This window comes from Gemmatimonadaceae bacterium, from assembly GCA_036273715.1.
GTDB lineage: Bacteria > Gemmatimonadota > Gemmatimonadetes > Gemmatimonadales > Gemmatimonadaceae > JADGGM01.
Map to the genome: position 1 here is coordinate 157,639 of DASUHB010000033.1, position 16,414 is coordinate 174,052.

Annotated in this window: 15 protein-coding genes; 9 read left to right on the forward strand and 6 right to left on the reverse strand. The window is 68.6% G+C overall.

The features are described from left to right. Positions 1 to 11 precede the first annotated feature (11 nt). From VFW04_07335 to udk, 3 genes are read right to left on the reverse strand one after another with little or no spacing between them, the layout of a single operon-like run. Entirely contained in the window at positions 12 to 1,790 is a 1,779-nt protein-coding gene (locus VFW04_07335; GenBank protein HEX5179125.1) for an ATP-binding protein, read from the reverse strand. Then, entirely contained in the window at positions 1,787 to 2,512 is a 726-nt protein-coding gene (locus VFW04_07340) for a response regulator transcription factor (protein HEX5179126.1), read from the reverse strand. Before VFW04_07340 ends, VFW04_07335 begins: the two co-directional genes overlap by 4 nt. Continuing rightward, positions 2,509 to 3,141, reverse strand: a complete 633-nt coding sequence (gene udk / locus VFW04_07345) for a uridine kinase (protein ID HEX5179127.1) — start codon at positions 3,139 to 3,141, stop codon at positions 2,509 to 2,511. The genes VFW04_07340 and udk overlap by 4 nt, the downstream gene beginning before the upstream one ends. Positions 3,142 to 3,297: 156 nt before the next feature. On the opposite strand from udk, the gene VFW04_07350 reads away from it, so the two are divergent. The 4 genes from VFW04_07350 to VFW04_07365 are packed head-to-tail and all read left to right on the forward strand — an operon-like array spanning position 3,298 to position 7,007. After that, positions 3,298 to 4,884 carry a 5'-nucleotidase C-terminal domain-containing protein gene (locus VFW04_07350; GenBank protein HEX5179128.1) on the forward strand — a complete coding sequence of 529 codons (1,587 nt, stop codon included), beginning with the start codon at positions 3,298 to 3,300 and terminating at the stop codon, positions 4,882 to 4,884. Further along, the gene (locus VFW04_07355) at positions 4,881 to 5,126 is read left to right on the forward strand and encodes a hypothetical protein (protein ID HEX5179129.1); all 246 of its coding nucleotides are present in this window, start codon (positions 4,881 to 4,883) and stop codon (positions 5,124 to 5,126) included. Before VFW04_07350 ends, VFW04_07355 begins: the two co-directional genes overlap by 4 nt. 1 nt (position 5,127) lies before the next feature. After that, the gene (gene add, locus VFW04_07360; GenBank protein HEX5179130.1) at positions 5,128 to 6,168 is read left to right on the forward strand and encodes an adenosine deaminase; all 1,041 of its coding nucleotides are present in this window, start codon (positions 5,128 to 5,130) and stop codon (positions 6,166 to 6,168) included. Further along, the gene (locus VFW04_07365; protein HEX5179131.1) at positions 6,159 to 7,007 is read left to right on the forward strand and encodes a purine-nucleoside phosphorylase; all 849 of its coding nucleotides are present in this window, start codon (positions 6,159 to 6,161) and stop codon (positions 7,005 to 7,007) included. Before add ends, VFW04_07365 begins: the two co-directional genes overlap by 10 nt. Here VFW04_07365 and thiD read toward each other — a convergent pair. Next, on the reverse strand, positions 7,004 to 7,786 hold the full coding sequence (thiD, locus tag VFW04_07370) for a bifunctional hydroxymethylpyrimidine kinase/phosphomethylpyrimidine kinase (protein ID HEX5179132.1): 783 nt from the start codon (positions 7,784 to 7,786) through the stop codon (positions 7,004 to 7,006). The two genes, VFW04_07365 and thiD, sit on opposite strands and share 4 nt — an antisense overlap. 123 nt (positions 7,787 to 7,909) lie before the next feature. Between thiD and VFW04_07375 the strand changes: the two genes are divergently transcribed. After that, positions 7,910 to 8,809: a diguanylate cyclase gene (locus VFW04_07375; GenBank protein HEX5179133.1), complete on the forward strand. Its 900-nt coding sequence runs from the start codon at positions 7,910 to 7,912 to the stop codon at positions 8,807 to 8,809. On the opposite strand, the gene VFW04_07380 is transcribed toward VFW04_07375, so the two are convergent. Continuing rightward, positions 8,806 to 9,561 (reverse strand): M48 family metallopeptidase, encoded by a 756-nt coding sequence (locus VFW04_07380; protein ID HEX5179134.1) that lies wholly within the window; start codon positions 9,559 to 9,561, stop codon positions 8,806 to 8,808. The two genes, VFW04_07375 and VFW04_07380, sit on opposite strands and share 4 nt — an antisense overlap. Positions 9,562 to 9,662: 101 nt before the next feature. Here VFW04_07380 and VFW04_07385 point away from each other — a divergent pair, with 101 nt between their 5' ends. The 4 genes from VFW04_07385 to VFW04_07400 are packed head-to-tail and all read left to right on the forward strand — an operon-like array spanning position 9,663 to position 13,787. Beyond that, entirely contained in the window at positions 9,663 to 10,421 is a 759-nt protein-coding gene (locus VFW04_07385; protein HEX5179135.1) for an RNA methyltransferase, read from the forward strand. Beyond that, on the forward strand, positions 10,418 to 11,263 hold the full coding sequence (locus tag VFW04_07390) for a prepilin peptidase (GenBank protein ID HEX5179136.1): 846 nt from the start codon (positions 10,418 to 10,420) through the stop codon (positions 11,261 to 11,263). The genes VFW04_07385 and VFW04_07390 overlap by 4 nt, the downstream gene beginning before the upstream one ends. An 11-nt stretch (positions 11,264 to 11,274) precedes the next feature. Further along, positions 11,275 to 12,486: an AAA family ATPase gene (locus VFW04_07395; GenBank protein HEX5179137.1), complete on the forward strand. Its 1,212-nt coding sequence runs from the start codon at positions 11,275 to 11,277 to the stop codon at positions 12,484 to 12,486. Next, on the forward strand, positions 12,474 to 13,787 hold the full coding sequence (locus VFW04_07400; protein HEX5179138.1) for a hypothetical protein: 1,314 nt from the start codon (positions 12,474 to 12,476) through the stop codon (positions 13,785 to 13,787). Before VFW04_07395 ends, VFW04_07400 begins: the two co-directional genes overlap by 13 nt. A gap of 7 nt (positions 13,788 to 13,794) precedes the next feature. Here VFW04_07400 and lon read toward each other — a convergent pair whose 3' ends face one another. Next, positions 13,795 to 16,275, reverse strand: a complete 2,481-nt coding sequence (gene lon / locus VFW04_07405) for an endopeptidase La (protein ID HEX5179139.1) — start codon at positions 16,273 to 16,275, stop codon at positions 13,795 to 13,797. Positions 16,276 to 16,414: the final 139 nt, after the last annotated feature.

The window sequence follows — 16,414 nt, forward strand, 5'->3', positions numbered from 1 at the left end:
CGTCGCTCCAGTCACGGGCGCGTCACAGCGAGGCGGCGTGGATCGCGCGCCGCGTCGGACTCACCAGCGTGGGCGGGGCCGGCGGGGAACAGCGCGCGGACCGTCGTGCCGCGACCCGGCGCACTCTCCGCTTCCACGCGCCCGGCATGCGCTTCGACCAGATGCCGCACGATGGCCAGGCCTAACCCTGTGCCGCCCGCGTCCCGCGACCGGCCCGGGTCCACGCGATAGAAACGTTCGAAGATTCGCGGCAGATGCTCGGGCGCGATGCCGATTCCCGAGTCGCGCACGCCGACCCAGGTGCCCGCTCCGCCATTCGCCGGCGTCGTGAACACGGTGACAGAACCGCCGGCGGGCGTGTAGCGGACCGCGTTCTCGACGAGGTTGGCGACGATCTGGTGCAGGGCAGTGGGATCGGCGTACACCGTCGGCGCACGCGGATCGATGGCCGCATCGAGTGCGACCGCGTGGTCGGTATGTGTGCGGCGGGTCGCGTGGAAGATGTCGTCGGCGATCGCGGCGACGTCGACGGGGGTCGGGTTCGGCCGCCATCCGCCGGATTCGATGCGCGACAGATCGAGCAGGTCATCGACGATGCGCCGCATGCGCTCGGCGTTGGCGCGAATCGCTTCGGCGAACTGCGCGCGCTGCTCGGCCGGCAGGTCATCGGTGACGATGGTTTCGGCGAACCCGCCGATGACGGTCAGCGGCGTCTTGAGCTCGTGCGACACGTTGGCGACGAAATCGCGGCGCACCGATTCCAGCCGCCGGGTGGCGGTGAGGTCGAGCAGCGCGAGCACGGCCCCGCCGTCGCCTAACGGGCGAGCCGTGATCGAGAGCGTCCGCTCGTAGACCACCGTTTCGCTGGGGCCGCTCGGCTCCCCGCCTAACGCAGCGCCCAACGCTTCGCGCAACAGCGCGTCCCGCGGCAGGAGGTCCACCGAGAACGGCACCGGCCGATCCGCGCGCAGCAGGCGCCGGGCGCTGTCGTTGAGCCGCACCACCCGGCGCTGCGCATCCACCGCCAGCAGGCCTTCGTGCAGCGACTCGATGGCCGCGGCGAGCAGCTCCTGCTCCGCCTGCAGCTCGCGCAGCCGCGCAGCCAGTTGCTCGGCCATGCGGTGCATCGCCGTGCCCAACTCACCGACTTCGCCCGGCGCGCTCAACGACGGCCGCCGCGCCAGATCCCCGGCGGCGAGCGAGCGCGCCACGTCGCGCAGCTCGACGATCGGCTGCGTCACGGCGCGCGAGAACGCGAAGGTGAGCGCCAGCGCGGCGCCCAGCGCGATGAGGGCCGAGAGCACCACGTCGTCGCGCGCGCTCGCCACGATGTCGCCTAACTGTGCCGTGCTCACCGACACGCGCGCGACGCCCACCGGTGCCGCCACCGCCACGTAAAGCTCCGAGTCGCCGCGCGATGGGCTCGCGCGCGTCGCCACCCCGGTCCCCCGTTCGCGCGCCGCCGCGACCTCGGGCCGCGCCGCGTGATTCTCGAGATGCGGCAGCGCGTCGTCGGCGAACTCCGAGTCGCCGATCACCCGGCCGTCGGGCGCGATCAGCGTGACGCGATGGCCGAGCGCGGCGCCCGCCGTGTGCGCCATCGTTTCCTGATCCGCGGATGGCTGCGCGGCCCACTCCGCCGCCACCAGCTGCGCTTCCCGCCGCAGTTGGTCGGTTTCCCGCGCCGTGAGCTCTCGCGCCAGGCGCTGGCCGCTGATCACGACCACGAGAATCGCGAGCACCGTGATCACGAGCGCGAAGCCCGCGAACAAACGGCGCGCGAGTCTCACGTGATCGCGCGGGGTGTGCGCAACCGATACCCGAAGCCGCGCACCGTCTCGATCAGATCCGACGCCGCGCCAAGCTTCGCCCGCAGCCGTTGAACGTGCATGTCGACGGTGCGCGTCTGGATGTCTGGCGCCGCATCCCACACCGTTTCGAGGAGGTGCGAGCGGCCCTGCACGCGTCCGCGCCGCTCGGCGAGCGTGAGGAGCAGGCGATACTCCGTGGGCGTCAACTCGACGTCCTGCGCATCCACGCTCACGCGGTGCGCCGCACGATCGATCGCGATCGGGCCGATCACCAGCCGGTCCGCCGCCGGATTGCCGGCAGCCGACACGCGGCGCAGAATCGCGCCGACCCGCAACACCAATTCCTGCGGGCTGAACGGCTTGGTGAGATAGTCGTCTGCGCCTAACAGAAGACCGCGGATGCGGTCCGCCTCCTCGCGGCGCGCCGTGAGCAGCAACACCGCCACGTGCCGTGTGCTCTCCGATGCCCGCAGCTCCTCCAGCACCTCGAACCCCGACATCCCGGGCAGCATCAGGTCAAGCACGATCAGCGCCGGATGCTCGTCTCGCGCCATGCTGAGCGCATCGGCGCCCGTCGATGCCGTCGACACGCGGTACCCCGTCTTGGCGAGATGATACGCGACGAGTCCAACGATGTCCGGCTCGTCGTCCACGACGAGCACGCGTTCACCCGAGGCGGGTGTGACGGCGGCGGCGGTCATTGCACCGCATCCTCCGTCCGGAGGCACTCCTGGATCTTGGCCACGATCATCTCCACCGCGAGAACGTTGTCACGTGCGTGTGGCACGATCAGGTCGGCGTAGCGCTTGGACGGTTCCACGAATTCCTCGTGCATCGGGCGCACCGTCGTCTCGTATTGCTCGAGAATCTCATCGATCGGCCGCCCCCGTTCGTGCATGTCGCGGCGGATACGGCGAATGAGACGCACATCCGCGTCGGCATCGACGAAGACCTTGACATCACACCGCTCGCGAATGCGCGAGTCAGCCAGCAGCAGAATGCCATCGATGATGATCGCGGGCGCCGGATGTACGGCGACGGTCTCGCGCTTGCGGAGGTGCCTCACGAAATCATACACCGGTTTGTCGATGCTGCGCCCCACCGCGAGATCTCCGATATGCCGCGCCAGCAGCTCGAGATCGAACGCATCCGGGTGGTCCCAGTTGAGGCGCCGCCGTTCCTCATCCGACAGATGCGTGAAGTTGCGGTAGTAGGCATCCATGTCCAGCATGACGACCCGCACCGGCGACATCGCCGCGGCGACGTGCCGCGCCAGCGTGGATTTCCCGGAGCCGGAGCCGCCCGCAATTCCAACGACCAACGAGTTCATCGTTCGCTCGACTTGAATGCTGGTCGACGCGCGGGCCGGCGAAAAGTGGCCGCTGTGTCACGGAGATGTATCGAAGAATCGTTGGATTGCTCGCGGCGCGCCAGATCGGTCGCGGCAGGTGTCGTGCGGTCGGGGTCGCTCGTTAAGTTCAACGCCATGCGGGCGTTACTCGAGAGTGGCCTCGTGCTGCTTGCGCTGACCTGGCCTGTCGCCGTGCGGGCCCAACGGCCTGGCGCGCGACGCGTTCCGGCCGGCATCGCACTGACGGCGGATTCGATCCCGCGATACGTGCGCCTCCGTGTGATCGCAACCAACGATTTCCACGGGGCGCTCGATCCGATCTCGGTGTCCGGCGGCGCCCTGCGCGGCGGCGCCGACGCCATGGCGGCAACGATCGCACGCGCGGCGCGCGGTTGTGCACCGCCTAACTGCGCCACGCTGCTGGTCGATGCGGGCGATCTGTTCCAGGGCTCGGCGGCGTCCAATCTCGCCCACGGCGCGCCGGTCGTGGCCCTGTACAACGCGCTCGGCTATGCCGCGACGGCCGTCGGCAACCACGAGTTCGATTGGGGCATCGACACCCTGCGAGCTCGAATGCGCGAGGCGAGGTTCGGGATCCTCGCCGCCAATGTGCGTGATCGTCGCGGCCGCCTTCCGTCGTGGGCGCGGGACGATACCATTCTCGATCGCGGTGGGCTGCGCATCGGCATTATCGGCGTGATCGGCCCCGAGACCTATCACAGCATCATGTCCTCGCGGGTGCGCGGCCTGCGTTTCGACGACCCGGCGCCGATCATCGACTCGCTCGCGCGGTCGCTGCGTGCGCGCGGCGTGGATGCCGTGATCGTACTCGCGCACAGCGGCGCCTTCTGCGACGACGGAACCTGCCACGGCCCGGCCATCGACCTGGCCAAGCGCCTAACGGAGCCGGTGAACGCCATCATCTCCGGCCACACACACACGCTGGTCGACACCCGCGTGGACCGCGTGCCCATCGTGCAGGCGCGGGCGTCGGGCCGCGCCGTGGCCGTGCTCGATCTCGCCATCGCGCCGACCGCCGCGCGCGACTCGGTGCTGTCGCAGGCGGTGCTCGAGTCGGCGACGGATGGCGACCCGCCGCCGATCGACTCCATCGTCCGCGCGGCGGACGCCCGCGTGGCCGGCCTCGAGCGCCGCAGGGTCGCGCGATTCGCCCGCGCCCTCGAGCGCGCCGGCCCGCAATATCCGTTAGGCAACCTCATCGCCGATGCCCAACGGTGGGCCGGGAAGGCGGATGTCGCGGCCGTCAACAACGGCGGGATACGCCAGCGCGTCGCCGCCGGCGACGCCACGTGGGGCGCGCTCTTTGCCGTCCAGCCGTTCGCCAACGCGCTGCGCCGCCTGACCGTCCCCGGTCGCGCGCTCCGCGCCTACCTCGCGACCATCGTCGGCACGGACGGGGTACCCACCGCTCACGTGTCCGGCATCGCGCTGGCCTTCGACCGCTCGCGCGCCGACCGTGCGCCGCGCCTCGTGTCCGCGCGCCTCAGCGGCGGCGGCGAGTTGCGCGACGACGCGCCATACACGATCGTCCTCAACGACTTCATGGCCACCGGCGCCGAGGGACGAATCCTGACGGAGGCGGCAACCGGCGACGAGACGCTCTCGGTCGATGACCTCGACGCGCTGGTGGCCTACCTGCGATCGCGCACCCAACCCGTCGTCGCGCCTAACGATAGGCGCATCACGATCTCGCAACCATGACCGACCGCTTCACCGTCTTCGTCAACGGCGCCAAATTGGATGTCGCTGCCCCGGCCGCCGCCCTCGATGCGGTGCGGGCATGGGACTCCGACGCTGCCGCCGCCATCGAGCAGGGCACGCGCGCCCTCACCGACAGCCGCGGTCTCGCCCTTCCGCCCGGGTCGCCCCTCTACGCGGGCGCCATTCTCCGCGTCGTTGCCGTGCGCGATCGCGACGACGACGATGCGGACCTGCTCCACTGACGTGCCGGCCATAACCAGCGACCTGCTTCGAGCACTGCCCAAGGCGGAGCTGCATTGTCACCTCGATGGCAGCATCAGGCCATCGACGCTCCTCGAATTGGGCCGAGAATACAAGCAGCCGATGCCGGCCGCGGGCGCAGACGCGTTGGCCGAACACATGGTGGTGCGCGATGCGCACAACCTGGAGGATTATCTGGCGCGGTTCGGCACCACGCTCTCCGTGTTGCAGCACGCGGACGCGCTCGAGCGCGTCGCCTACGAGCTCGTCGAAGACGCGGCGCGCGACGGCGTCCGCTACATCGAGATGCGGTACGCGCCGGTGCTCAACACGCGCGCCGGCCTGTCGTTAGGCGAAACGGTAGACGCCACCCTGCGCGGCATCGCGCGCGGCGAGCGCGACCACGGCACGCGCGGCCGCATCATCATTTGCGGCCTGCGCCAGCTCTCGCCCGACGTGTCGCTCGAGCTGGCACGACTCGCGGTGGCCTACCGCGATCGCGGCGTGGTGGGCTTCGACCTCGCCGGCGCCGAGCGCGACCACCCGGCTCGCGACCACGCCGCGGCCTTCGCGCTGGCGCGCGAGCACGGCCTCGCGTGCACCGTGCACGCCGGCGAGGGTGACGGTCCGGGCTCCGTAAGGCAAGCGGTGCACGACTGCGGCGCCGACCGGCTCGGTCACGCCACCCGCCTCATCGAAGATGAAGGCCTCACGCGCGTCGTAAACGAGCGGCGCATCGCGCTCGAAGTGTGCATCACGAGCAACGTCCAGACGCGCGCCGTGGAGAGCTACGATGCGCATCCGGTCCGACAGTACTTCGACCGCGGCCTCCTCGTGGTGCTCAACACCGACAACCGTCTCATGAGCGGCACCACACTCACCGACGAATACATGCACGCGGCGCGGCATCTCGACTTCACCTTCGCCGAGCTCGCGGCCATCGCGCGCAACGGGTTCGCGAGCGCGTTCATGCCGGCGGCCGAACGGGACGCAATGCTCGCCGACGCCGATCGCGAGATCGCGCGGCTGGCGGCGTGTCCGTGACATCCCCGGCCGGCGCCGCCGCCGCAGTCGACCGCGCTGCCGCCGCGTTAGGCGCCGGCCTCGGCGATTTCGCGCCCAGGCTCGCGCTCATTCTTGGTTCCGGCCTCGGCGGGCTCGCGCGCCGGATCGATGCGGTCTTCGACCTGCCCGTCGGAGACGTGCCGGGGTTTCCATCGGCCCGCGTCGAGGGGCACGACGGCCGCATCATCGCCGGCTCGCTCGACGGCGTGCAGGTGCTCGCGTTCGCGGGGCGCTCGCACCTGTACGAAGGCCACGAGCCGGCCGTGGCCGCGCTGCCGGTGCGCATCGCCTATGCGTTAGGCGCGCGGTCGCTCTTCGTGAGCAACGCCGCGGGCGGCATCCGCCCCGCGCTCCGGCCGGGCCACCTGATGATCATCCGCGATCACATCAATCTCATGTGCCGCAACCCGCTCGCCGGTCCCGTGGCCCGGCACGAAACGCGGTTCCCCGACATGTCTGCGCCGTACGACGCGGAGTTCGTCGCGGTGCTGCGCGGCGCGGCCGCACACGCGCGCATCGCGGTCGTCGAAGGCGTGTACGCCGCGGTGCTCGGCCCATCGTACGAGACGCCCGCCGAAATCCGCATGCTCGAGTGGATGGGCGCCGACGCCGTCGGCATGTCCACCGTCCCGGAGGTGATCGCGGCCCGCGCCCTCGGCATGCGCGTGGCGGGCGTTTCGCTCATCACCAACCTCGCGGCGGGACGCGGCGGCGCGCCGCTCGACCACGACGAGGTTTTATCCGCCGCCGCCCGCGCCGCGGGCGATGTCGAACGCCTCGTCCGCGCCTTCGTCGTCCGGGCGGCGGCCAGCCGTTAGGCGAAGTGGTTGAGCGGCCCCCGTCCGGCGCCGAGGCCGGGCGCGCCGGCAATCGCGCGGTGCACGAAGTCGAGCGACGTCTCCACCGCCCGCTCGAGCGGCACGCCTAACGCAAGGTGCGCGGCGATGGCCGCCGACAACGTGCAGCCGGTCCCGTGGGTGTGCCGCGAATCGATCCGCCGGTGGCGGAACACACGCACGACACCCCGCGCGCCGTCGAACAACACGTCCGCCACCTCGGCGCCGGCGGCATGGCCCCCCTTCACCAGCGCGGCCGGCGCGCCTTCCTCCACCAGCCGGCGCGCCGCCCGCTCCTGGTCGGACACGCTCGCCACCCCCTCGCCCGTCAGCACCATTGCCTCTTCTATGTTAGGCGTGATGAGATCGCAGACCGGCAGCAACGCCGACCGCAGCACGCCGACGGCGTCCCGCTCGAGCAGCGCGTCGCCGGAGGATGCCACCATCACCGGATCGAGCACGTAAGGGTGCAGCGCATGCGCCGTGATCGACGCGGCCGCTGCCGCGATCACGGCCGCCGTGCCTAACATCCCGCTCTTGACCGCATCCGGACGCAGGTCCGTCGCCACCGCCTCGATCTGCGCCGCAACCAGCGCCGCCGGCAGCGCCATCCACTCCCGTACGCCCTCGGTGTTCTGCGCCGTCACCGCGGTGATGGCCGACGTCCCGAAAACGCCGAACCGGTGAAAGGTCTTGAGGTCCGCCTGAATGCCGGCCCCGCCGCCCGAGTCCGAGCCCGCTATCGTGAGCACGATCCGCATGGCGTATGATGCGCCGCGCCCGGACACCCAACAACCGGCCGCGTGACGATGCCTCCCGCTCGACCGTCAACCAGATCAGGCAGTTACTCGTCGTCCTAACCACGGCACGCCACCGAGTTCGCCATGAATACGCCCCGCACCAACGTCCTGATCATCGCCGACCGGCTCGACGGAGCACAGGCGCTGACGCAGCGCCTCGAGCCGGCCGATTCGCTCACGCCTGGATTCGAGGTGCTCCAACCGCCTCTCGCGCCGGCGGAGGGTATCTCCAGATTGGCGCGCGGCGGAGTCGACGTGCTCGTCCTCGATGTCACCGGATCCGAAGACGCCGGTCTCGACACCGTACGCCGGGCGCGCTTCGAGGCGCCGGACATCCCCGTGGTGATGCTCGCGCCTCCCGGCACCTCCAGCGAATCGATCGGCCTGCGGGCTGCCGAAGCCGGAGCGCAGGATGTTGTCACCCGCGACCAACTCGATGCCGGCGACCTCCGCCGCGTTCTCCGCTACGCCATCGAGCGGCATCGCCTGCAAGCCACGCTGCGCCAGCTCGCATTGAGCGACGAGCTGACCGGCCTCTACAATCGGCGCGGCTTTCTCGCGCTCTGCGAGCACCATCTCAAGCTCGCCCACCGCATGCGTGGGCTCATGCTGGCTGTCGTCGACATCGATCGGCTGCGCGATATCAACGAGCGATTCGGCCGCGATGAGGGCGACCGCGCGATCGTCGCCGCGGCGAGTGCGCTGCGCAGCACGTTTCGCGCATCGGATGTGGTGTGCCGCCTGGCGGGCGATGACTTCGCGACGCTCGTGCTCGATGCCACCGACGACGCGCTGCACGCCGTCGCGCCCCGCCTCCGGGCCTGCGTCGGGCGCCAGAACGCCGCCCAACGGGATCGTGCCTACGCGCTGTCGCTCACCATGGGCGTCGTGCGATTCGAGCCGCATGCCGTGCCGCCCATCGAGGAGCTCCTGGTGCGCGCCGGCGAAGCGCTCGCGACGCGCAAGGCGGCGCGCGTGGTCTAAGGCTTGGGCAGTCCCTTCACCCGGTTCTGAAAATCGTGGAACGCCTGCGTGTCTTGCGTTAGGCCTTTGAGCACCGAGGGATCGATTTTGTCGATGAGCCGCTGGGTATCCGCGATGCGGCTCTGGTCGCTCGGGTGATCCGCGAACCAGTTTTCCACGGCCGACGGATTCGACTTCTGCTCCGACAGCATCTTCTGAAACATCTCCGGCAGCCCATGCGGATCGATGCCCGCACGCGTCACGTACGTCACGGCGCTCTCGTCTGCCTGCTGCTCGTCTTCCCGGCTGAACTTTGCGAACACCGCGGTTCCGGCGACGTTGATCGCCGCGCCCGTCGTCGGATCCTTGCAGACGTTGGTCAGGATGCAGCCCACGGCCAATCCAACGCTGGCGCCTTCCTCCTTCTGCATTAGCTTCACCGAGTGACGGTGAATCACGTGGCCGATCTCATGGCCCAATACCCCTGCCAGCTCGTCCATCTTGTCCGCCTGCTCGATCAGTCCCCTGTTCACGTAGATGTACCCGCCGGGAACGGCGAACGCGTTCACTTCCGGGCTATTCACCACGTAGAAATGCCACTCCAGGTTCCGATTGTCCGATAGCTTCGCAATGGAATCGCCGAGCGTATTCACATACCGGTTGACCTCGGCGTCCTGGATGATCGGGAGCTGTTTGTTGATCTCCGCCGACTGCTGCTGGCCCATCTGAACTTCCTGCTGCGTCGACATCGTCGCGCAACCGCAGAGCAGCACACACAATCCGCCGCGTATCACTCGCCGCATGGCATGCCCCCAATTCGAATCCATCCGGTGCCTGGGCAAGAGCCGTTCCGCCCGCTTCACAAGTCACGAAGGTGAAGCTGCTTAGCATCGCGCGGGACCTGAAGCGCCGTCGGGCGCGCGAGCGCCAAACGCGGTTTGTCGCCGAGGGCATCCGAAGCGTCGAGGAATTATTGCGCTCACCTCTCACGGTGGACGGTGCGCTCGTCTCGCCGGCACTCGGCGCGACGCCGCGCGGTGCCGCGCTCCTCGAGTCGATGCGCGCCGCGAGCGTGACAATCCTCGACGTCAGCCAAACGGACTTTGCGAGCGCATCCAGCACCGATGCTCCTCAAGGCGTCCTCGCCATTGGCCAGATTCCCGAGCGCGATGTGTCAGCGCTGACGTTCACCCACCGCCCTCGCGTGCTGGTCCTGGATGGCGTACAGGATCCCGGCAACGTCGGCACCCTGCTCCGAACCGCTGCCGCGTTCGGCGTCGACGCCACGCTCGCCATGCCTGACACGGTTGACCTGTGGAATGCCAAAGTCGTCCGTAGCGCAATGGGCGCGCTGTTCAGGCACCAGGCGCTCGCGTGCGACTGGGACGCATTCGACGCCTTACGGACCACGCAACACCTGCAATGTTGGGCCGCGGATGCTTCGGGTGAGCCCGTCGATCAGGTACGGGGCGAGCGCGCGATGGCGCTTGTCGTCGGCAACGAAGGCGCGGGTCTCTCGAACCAGACGCGCGCGCGCGCCGACCGGCGCGTCGCCATTCCGATTTCCGCGGACGTCGAGTCGCTCAACGTTGCCGTCGCAGCGGGCATTCTCCTCTACCAACTCCGTCCGTGATTCAAGGCTCCGCCGCCGGTGTTTCGGTCTTGTCGGGCGTTTCCGCCTTCGTGCTTGGCGCCATCTTCGGCTCCTTCCTCAACGTGTGCGTCGCGAGGTGGCCGAAAGAGCTGTCGGTGGTGAGTCCGCGCTCCCGCTGTCCGCGGTGCGGGCACCAGATCACGTGGTGGGAAAACATTCCGATAGTGAGCTGGCTGCTGCTGCGGGCAAAGTGCCGCGGCTGCAAGCAACCGATCTCCGCCGTGTATCCGTTGGTCGAGCTGGTGGTTGCGTTGGGCTGGCTGGCCGCGCTGCTCGAATTCGGCCCCACGCTCACGGCGCTTCGCGTCGCGGTATTCGGCACGATCCTGCTCGGCATCATGCTCACCGATGCGACGGCGTATGTCATCCCCGATGGGTTCACGGCGTTCGGGGTGGTCTGGGCGCTGGTGATGGCCATTGCAGCCGCCGTGATGCGCGAAACTTCGGTGTTCGCCAACCTGTATGATTCAGCGATAGGGGCGTGTGTCGGCGCGGGCGTGATCGCCATCGCCGGATGGCTGGGCGAGATGGCGTTCAAGAAGGAAGCGATGGGATTTGGCGACGTGACGCTCATGGCAATGGTGGGTGCGCATTTGGGCATCGGGCGCACGTTCCTCACGGTATTTTTCGGTGCCGCGCTGGGCGCGGTCATTTTCTTGTTGGTGGTGTTTCCGATCGGGTACGTGCGCAGCCGGCGTGCCGGTGTGGAGTTCGACGCGCCGCTCGTTCCATTCGGCGTGTTTCTGGCCCCGGCGGCCATGATCGCGCTTTTGTGGGGCGGTCCGCTCATCAACTGGTATCGAGGACTCACGGGACTCTAATGCTCGGCGACGTGCTCGGCTCTGATGATCAGGCGCTCGCGCGCACCACACGCGATTTGACGGCGGAGGCTCGTGCCGGCCGCCTCGAGACCGTGCGCTGCCGCGACGACGAAATCGCGCGCGTCATCGACATCCTGTTGCGCCAGAGCAAGAACAACCCAGCGTTAGTCGGGCCGGCCGGCGTCGGCAAGACCGCCATCGCCGAGGGGCTCGCCCAACGGATTGCATCGGGCGACGTGCCGCTCGCGCTGCGCCAGGTCAAACTGCTCGCGCTCGATCACGTCGCGCTGCTCGCCGGTACGATGTATCGGGGCCAATACGAGGAGCGCTTGCGCGACATCGTCAGTGCGGCGTCGTCCGATCCGAACATCATTCTGTTCATCGATGAATTGCACAACCTGATCGGGCAGGGCACCGCGATGGGCGCGGCGATGGATGCGGCGAACATGCTCAAGCCGGCGCTCGTCCGCGGCGAGTTTCGCGTGATCGGCGCGACCACACAGGACGAGTACGATCACTGGGTGCGCGGCGATCCGGCGCTCGAGCGGCGCTTCCAGAAAATCACGGTGCGCGAGCTGTCGGTGGAGCAGACGCTCGAAGTGCTGCACGCGCGCAAAGAGCGGCTCGAGCGGCACCACAATGTGGCGATCGCCGAAGAAGCGCTCATGGCAAGCGTGGCGCTCACGGACAGGTACATCACCGATCGCGCGCGCCCCGACCGTGCGATCGACGCGCTCGATGAAGCCTGCGCGCACACGCAAGCCATCGCGCGCTATCCCACCGATCTCGAGGCGATGATCGTGGAGCGCCGCCACCTGGTGCGGCTGGCCGAGCGCGATGTGGTCGCGGCGCCGCGTCCGGCGCCGAGCCCGGTGATGGAGGATGGCACGCCGGTAGACGACCCGATCGAGCGGATGGCGCGCGGCGGCATCGCCGCGCTCGAGCGCTTCGGCGCGGAGCTCGAGGCCGCATTCACTGGGCAGCGCGCCGCGACGCCTGCGCCGGCGGCCGCCGGCGCGTCGGCGCAGCAGCCGCCTAACGGACAGTCCGCGCCGGCGCCGGAGCGCGGGCCGCGCGTCGTCCCGGCGGCGCGCTCGCGGCTCGCCGCGCTCGAGACCGAGCTCCAGCGCCGTCTGATCGACGCCGGCCTCGTCGTGCGCGGACACGACGTCGCGCGCGTGGTCGCCGTGGCCACCGGACTCGACGTGCAATGGACGCCCTGACGGCGGCGCGCTCGACGCTGGCGGCGGCCCTCGTGATCGCCGCCGGCGCCTGCTCGCACAGCGACGCGGCATCGACGAACGGGCCGTACGCGCGCCAGGTGGCAGAGGACATCCCCATCATCGAGCGCGGCACCGGACTCAAATTCAAGCGGCCGCCGGTGCTCGAGACGCGCACCAGAGCGCAGGTTCGCGACTTCCTCGAGGCGCAGTTCACGTCCGACGAGAGCGCTCAGGAGCTGGCCGGCAAGCAGGCGTTCTACAGCCGGTTAGGCCTCATTCCCGACACGCTCGATCTCAAGTCGCTATTCATCAATCTGCTGACGGAGCAGGTCGAAGGGTTTTACGATCCGCACACCAAGGTGCTCTACGTCGTCGACAGCGCGCCGCCCGAATTCCTCGGCGTCACGATCCAGCACGAGCTGGTGCACGCGCTGCAAGACCAGTACATGAACCTGGATTCGATCAACCAGGTCAAGCGTCAGAACGATCGCAGCCAGGCGGCAAAGGCGGTGATCGAGGGTCAGGCGATGCTCGTGCCCATTCAGGCGGCGCTCGGTCCGGGCGCCGGGCTCCCGGGTGGATGGGATCGCGTGCGCGACATGATTCGCGACAGTCGCATGCAAGGCATGGCCGAAATGCGCGCCGCGCCGGAGATCGTCCAGGAGACGTTGATCTTTCCGTATTTGAGCGGCGCCGAATTCGTGCGGCAGTTCGAGCTGCACATGGCCGGCAAGCAGCCGTACGGTGCGAACATGCCGACGTCCACGTCGGAGATTCTGCACACCGGCTCGTTCTTTTCTCCGCGGCGCCAGGCGCCGCTGAACATCGCCTTCGCGGCGCCAGCCGCGGGCAAGGTCACGTACGACGACAACCTCGGCGAATTCGAGACGCGGATCTACCTGATGCAGTTCCTGCAGGATCAGAATTCGTCGATGCGGGTGGCCGCCGGTTGGGCAGGGGACCGCTACGAGGTGATCAAGTTCCCCTCGGGGGTCGGCGTGGCATGGCTCACGCTCTGGAACACGACCTTTCAAGCGGGAGAATTCGGCAGCGACGCCGAGGCCATCATCGCCCGCCGTTTCAAGAACCCGGCCGGCAAGGACACTCCGTTAGGCAAGGTGTTCGAGCTGCCTGGCGACCGCACGGTGACGATCTGGGGCGGGACGGTGGCCGGCCATGCGGCCGTGCTGTACACCGATTTCCCCGCCGGCGAGTCCCCGAACGTCGTGCGCGCCGCCCAGGCGCACGTGAGCGTCTGCCCGGCGACGGGGCCGTGTCCGGCCGCCGATTCGACGCGCTGACTGTCCGTTAGGCGCGCGCCGCGCCCACCGCCGGCCGCTCGACCGCCACCGTCCGCTCAGCCGCTTCGCGCTCCGATGACGCCGCCACCGGCTGAGCCGCCGGCTGATCCGCCGGCTGCGCCGAGGCGGGCTCGAGCAGCGCCAGCCGGAACACCTCATCCATGGTCGAGACGAACGTGAACGCCATGTTCGTGCGCATCTCGTTCGGGACATCCCGCAGGTCCTTCTCGTTCAGTTTCGGCAGGATCACTTCGCGCAGGCCCGCACGATAGGCGGCCATCATTTTTTCCTTCACGCCGCCGATCTCGAGCACCTTGCCGCGGAGCGTCACCTCGCCGGTCATCGCCAGGTCGCGCCGCACAGGACGGTCCGACAGCGCGCTCGCGATGGCCAGCGTCACCGTGATGCCCGCGCTCGGCCCGTCTTTGGGCACCGCGCCGGCGGGCAGATGGATGTGCAGATCGAATTCGCGGAACATCTTCTCATCGATGTCGAGCTGCTTGGCGCGCGACCGCACGTACGAATACGCCGCGTCCACGGACTCGCGCATCACGTCGCCTAACTGGCCGGTCACGATCAACCGGCCCGTGCCCGGCATCTTGAGCGCCTCGATGGTCATGAGATCGCCGCCGGTGGCCGTCCATGCGAGACCCGTCACCGTGCCCACTTCCGGCTCCTTCTCCGCCTCTTCGCGCGCGTACCGCGGCACGCCCAACAGCTCCTCGACCTTCCCCGTGTCCACCACCCACGCGCCTTCCTCGCCCTCGGCCTTCCGTAAGGCGCGCTTGCGCATGATCGCCGAGATGTTGCGCGAGAAGCCGCGCAGCCCCGCCTCGCGCGAGTAGCCGCTCGAGATGAACCCCAGCACTTCGTCGGTGAACTGCAGCTCCTTGTCGCTGATGCCGTGCTCCTCGAACAGCTTCGGCAGCAGATAGCGCCACGCGATCTCGACCTTCTCCTCGATCGTGTAGCCCGCGATCCGGATGACCTCCATGCGGTCGCGCAGCGGCGCCGGAATGTCGAACAGGTTGTTCGCCGTGCAGATGAACAACACGGAGGAAAGATCGAACGGCAGGTTGACGTAATGGTCTACGAACCCGTGATTCTGCGACGGATCCAGTACCTCGAGCATCGCCGCCGTCGGATCGCCGGCCATGCCGCCCGACGTCATCTTGTCGATCTCGTCGATCATGAGGACGGGGTCGCGCACGGCCACGCGGCGCAGCGCCTGGATCAGCAGGCCGGGCATCGCGCCCACGTACGTGCGCCGGTGTCCGCGAATCTCCGCTTCGTCGCGCACACCGCCCACCGAAATCCGGTAGAAGGCGCGGCCGATGGATGACGCGATCGCTTCGCCTAACGACGTCTTGCCCGTACCCGGCGGCCCGACGAAGCAGAGAATCGGACCGTGCGGATCGCCGCCCCGCAGCTGCCGCACGGCGAGGTATTCGCGGATGCGCTCCTTGGCTTCGCTCAACCCGTAGTGCTTGGCATCCAGTGCCTCCTGCACCTTCTGCAGGGTGATCGTGTCGGCGCCCGACGTCACGGTCCACGGCAGCGAGAGCAGCCAGTCGAGGTACGTCCGGATCACCTGATACTCGCTCGATGCCGGCGACAACATGCGCAGGCGCTCGGTCTCGCGCCGCGCCTCGTGCGCCGCCTTCTCGGGAAGTTGGGCGTCTTCGATTTTCTTGAGGATGTCGATCGCATCTTTCTCGCCCGGGTCGGCTTCGCCCAACTCCGCCTGGATCGCGCGCAGCTGCTGGCGCAGGTAGAACTCGCGCTGGTGCTGCTCGATCTTCACCTCGGTCTGCCGCTTGATGTCCTCCATCACGCGCGCCCGGGCGACTTCGCGCTCGAGACGGCCTAACACGAACCGGATGCGGTCGCCGATGTCCAGCCGCTGCAACACCTCGTCCTTCTCCGAGATGCGCAGATTCATGTTCGTCGCTGCGAGGTCGGCGAACCGCCCCGGGTCGGACATGTTCATCTTGAGAATCGCCGGCACCTCGTCCGGGATGCGATCCACCAGCTCGGCCAGCGTCTCGGCCGCGGCCACGAGGCGCGCCATCAGCTCCTCGCCCTCGATCGGATCCAGCGGCGTTTCCTTGGCCGGCTTGATCACGGCCACCGGATACGGCTCGCGCGACACCACCGACTCGACCACGATGCGCCGGAGTCCCTGAAGGGTGATTTGAATCGTGTCGCCGGGCAGATTGATGCGCTCGTGCACGCGCGCCGCGACGCCCACCCGGCCGACGAATGCGTCGGCGTTGATCGGTTCGTCGTGATCGCCCGTCGCCACGAGCAGTCCCACGATGAGTCCGGGCTCATCGTTGGACCGGATGATGGACAGGTTCTCCGGCGCGCCCATCTGCACGGCGATGGTGCCCAGCGGATAGACGATCGTCGACCGAAGCGCCATGAGCGGCAACGTCGGCGGGAGCTCCGAGCGAAGAATCTCTTCCTTACGCTGTGCGCGAGCCATTTCGGTGGAGTGAGGGGGAAACGGCGAAGAAAACGACGAGTGCTTGCCGGGATCCGGCCGGCGCCGCGGTGGGGCACGATCCAGGGCCTCGATCATCGCGGCGTCGTTGAACTCAATGATACGTCGATCTATCTTTCAC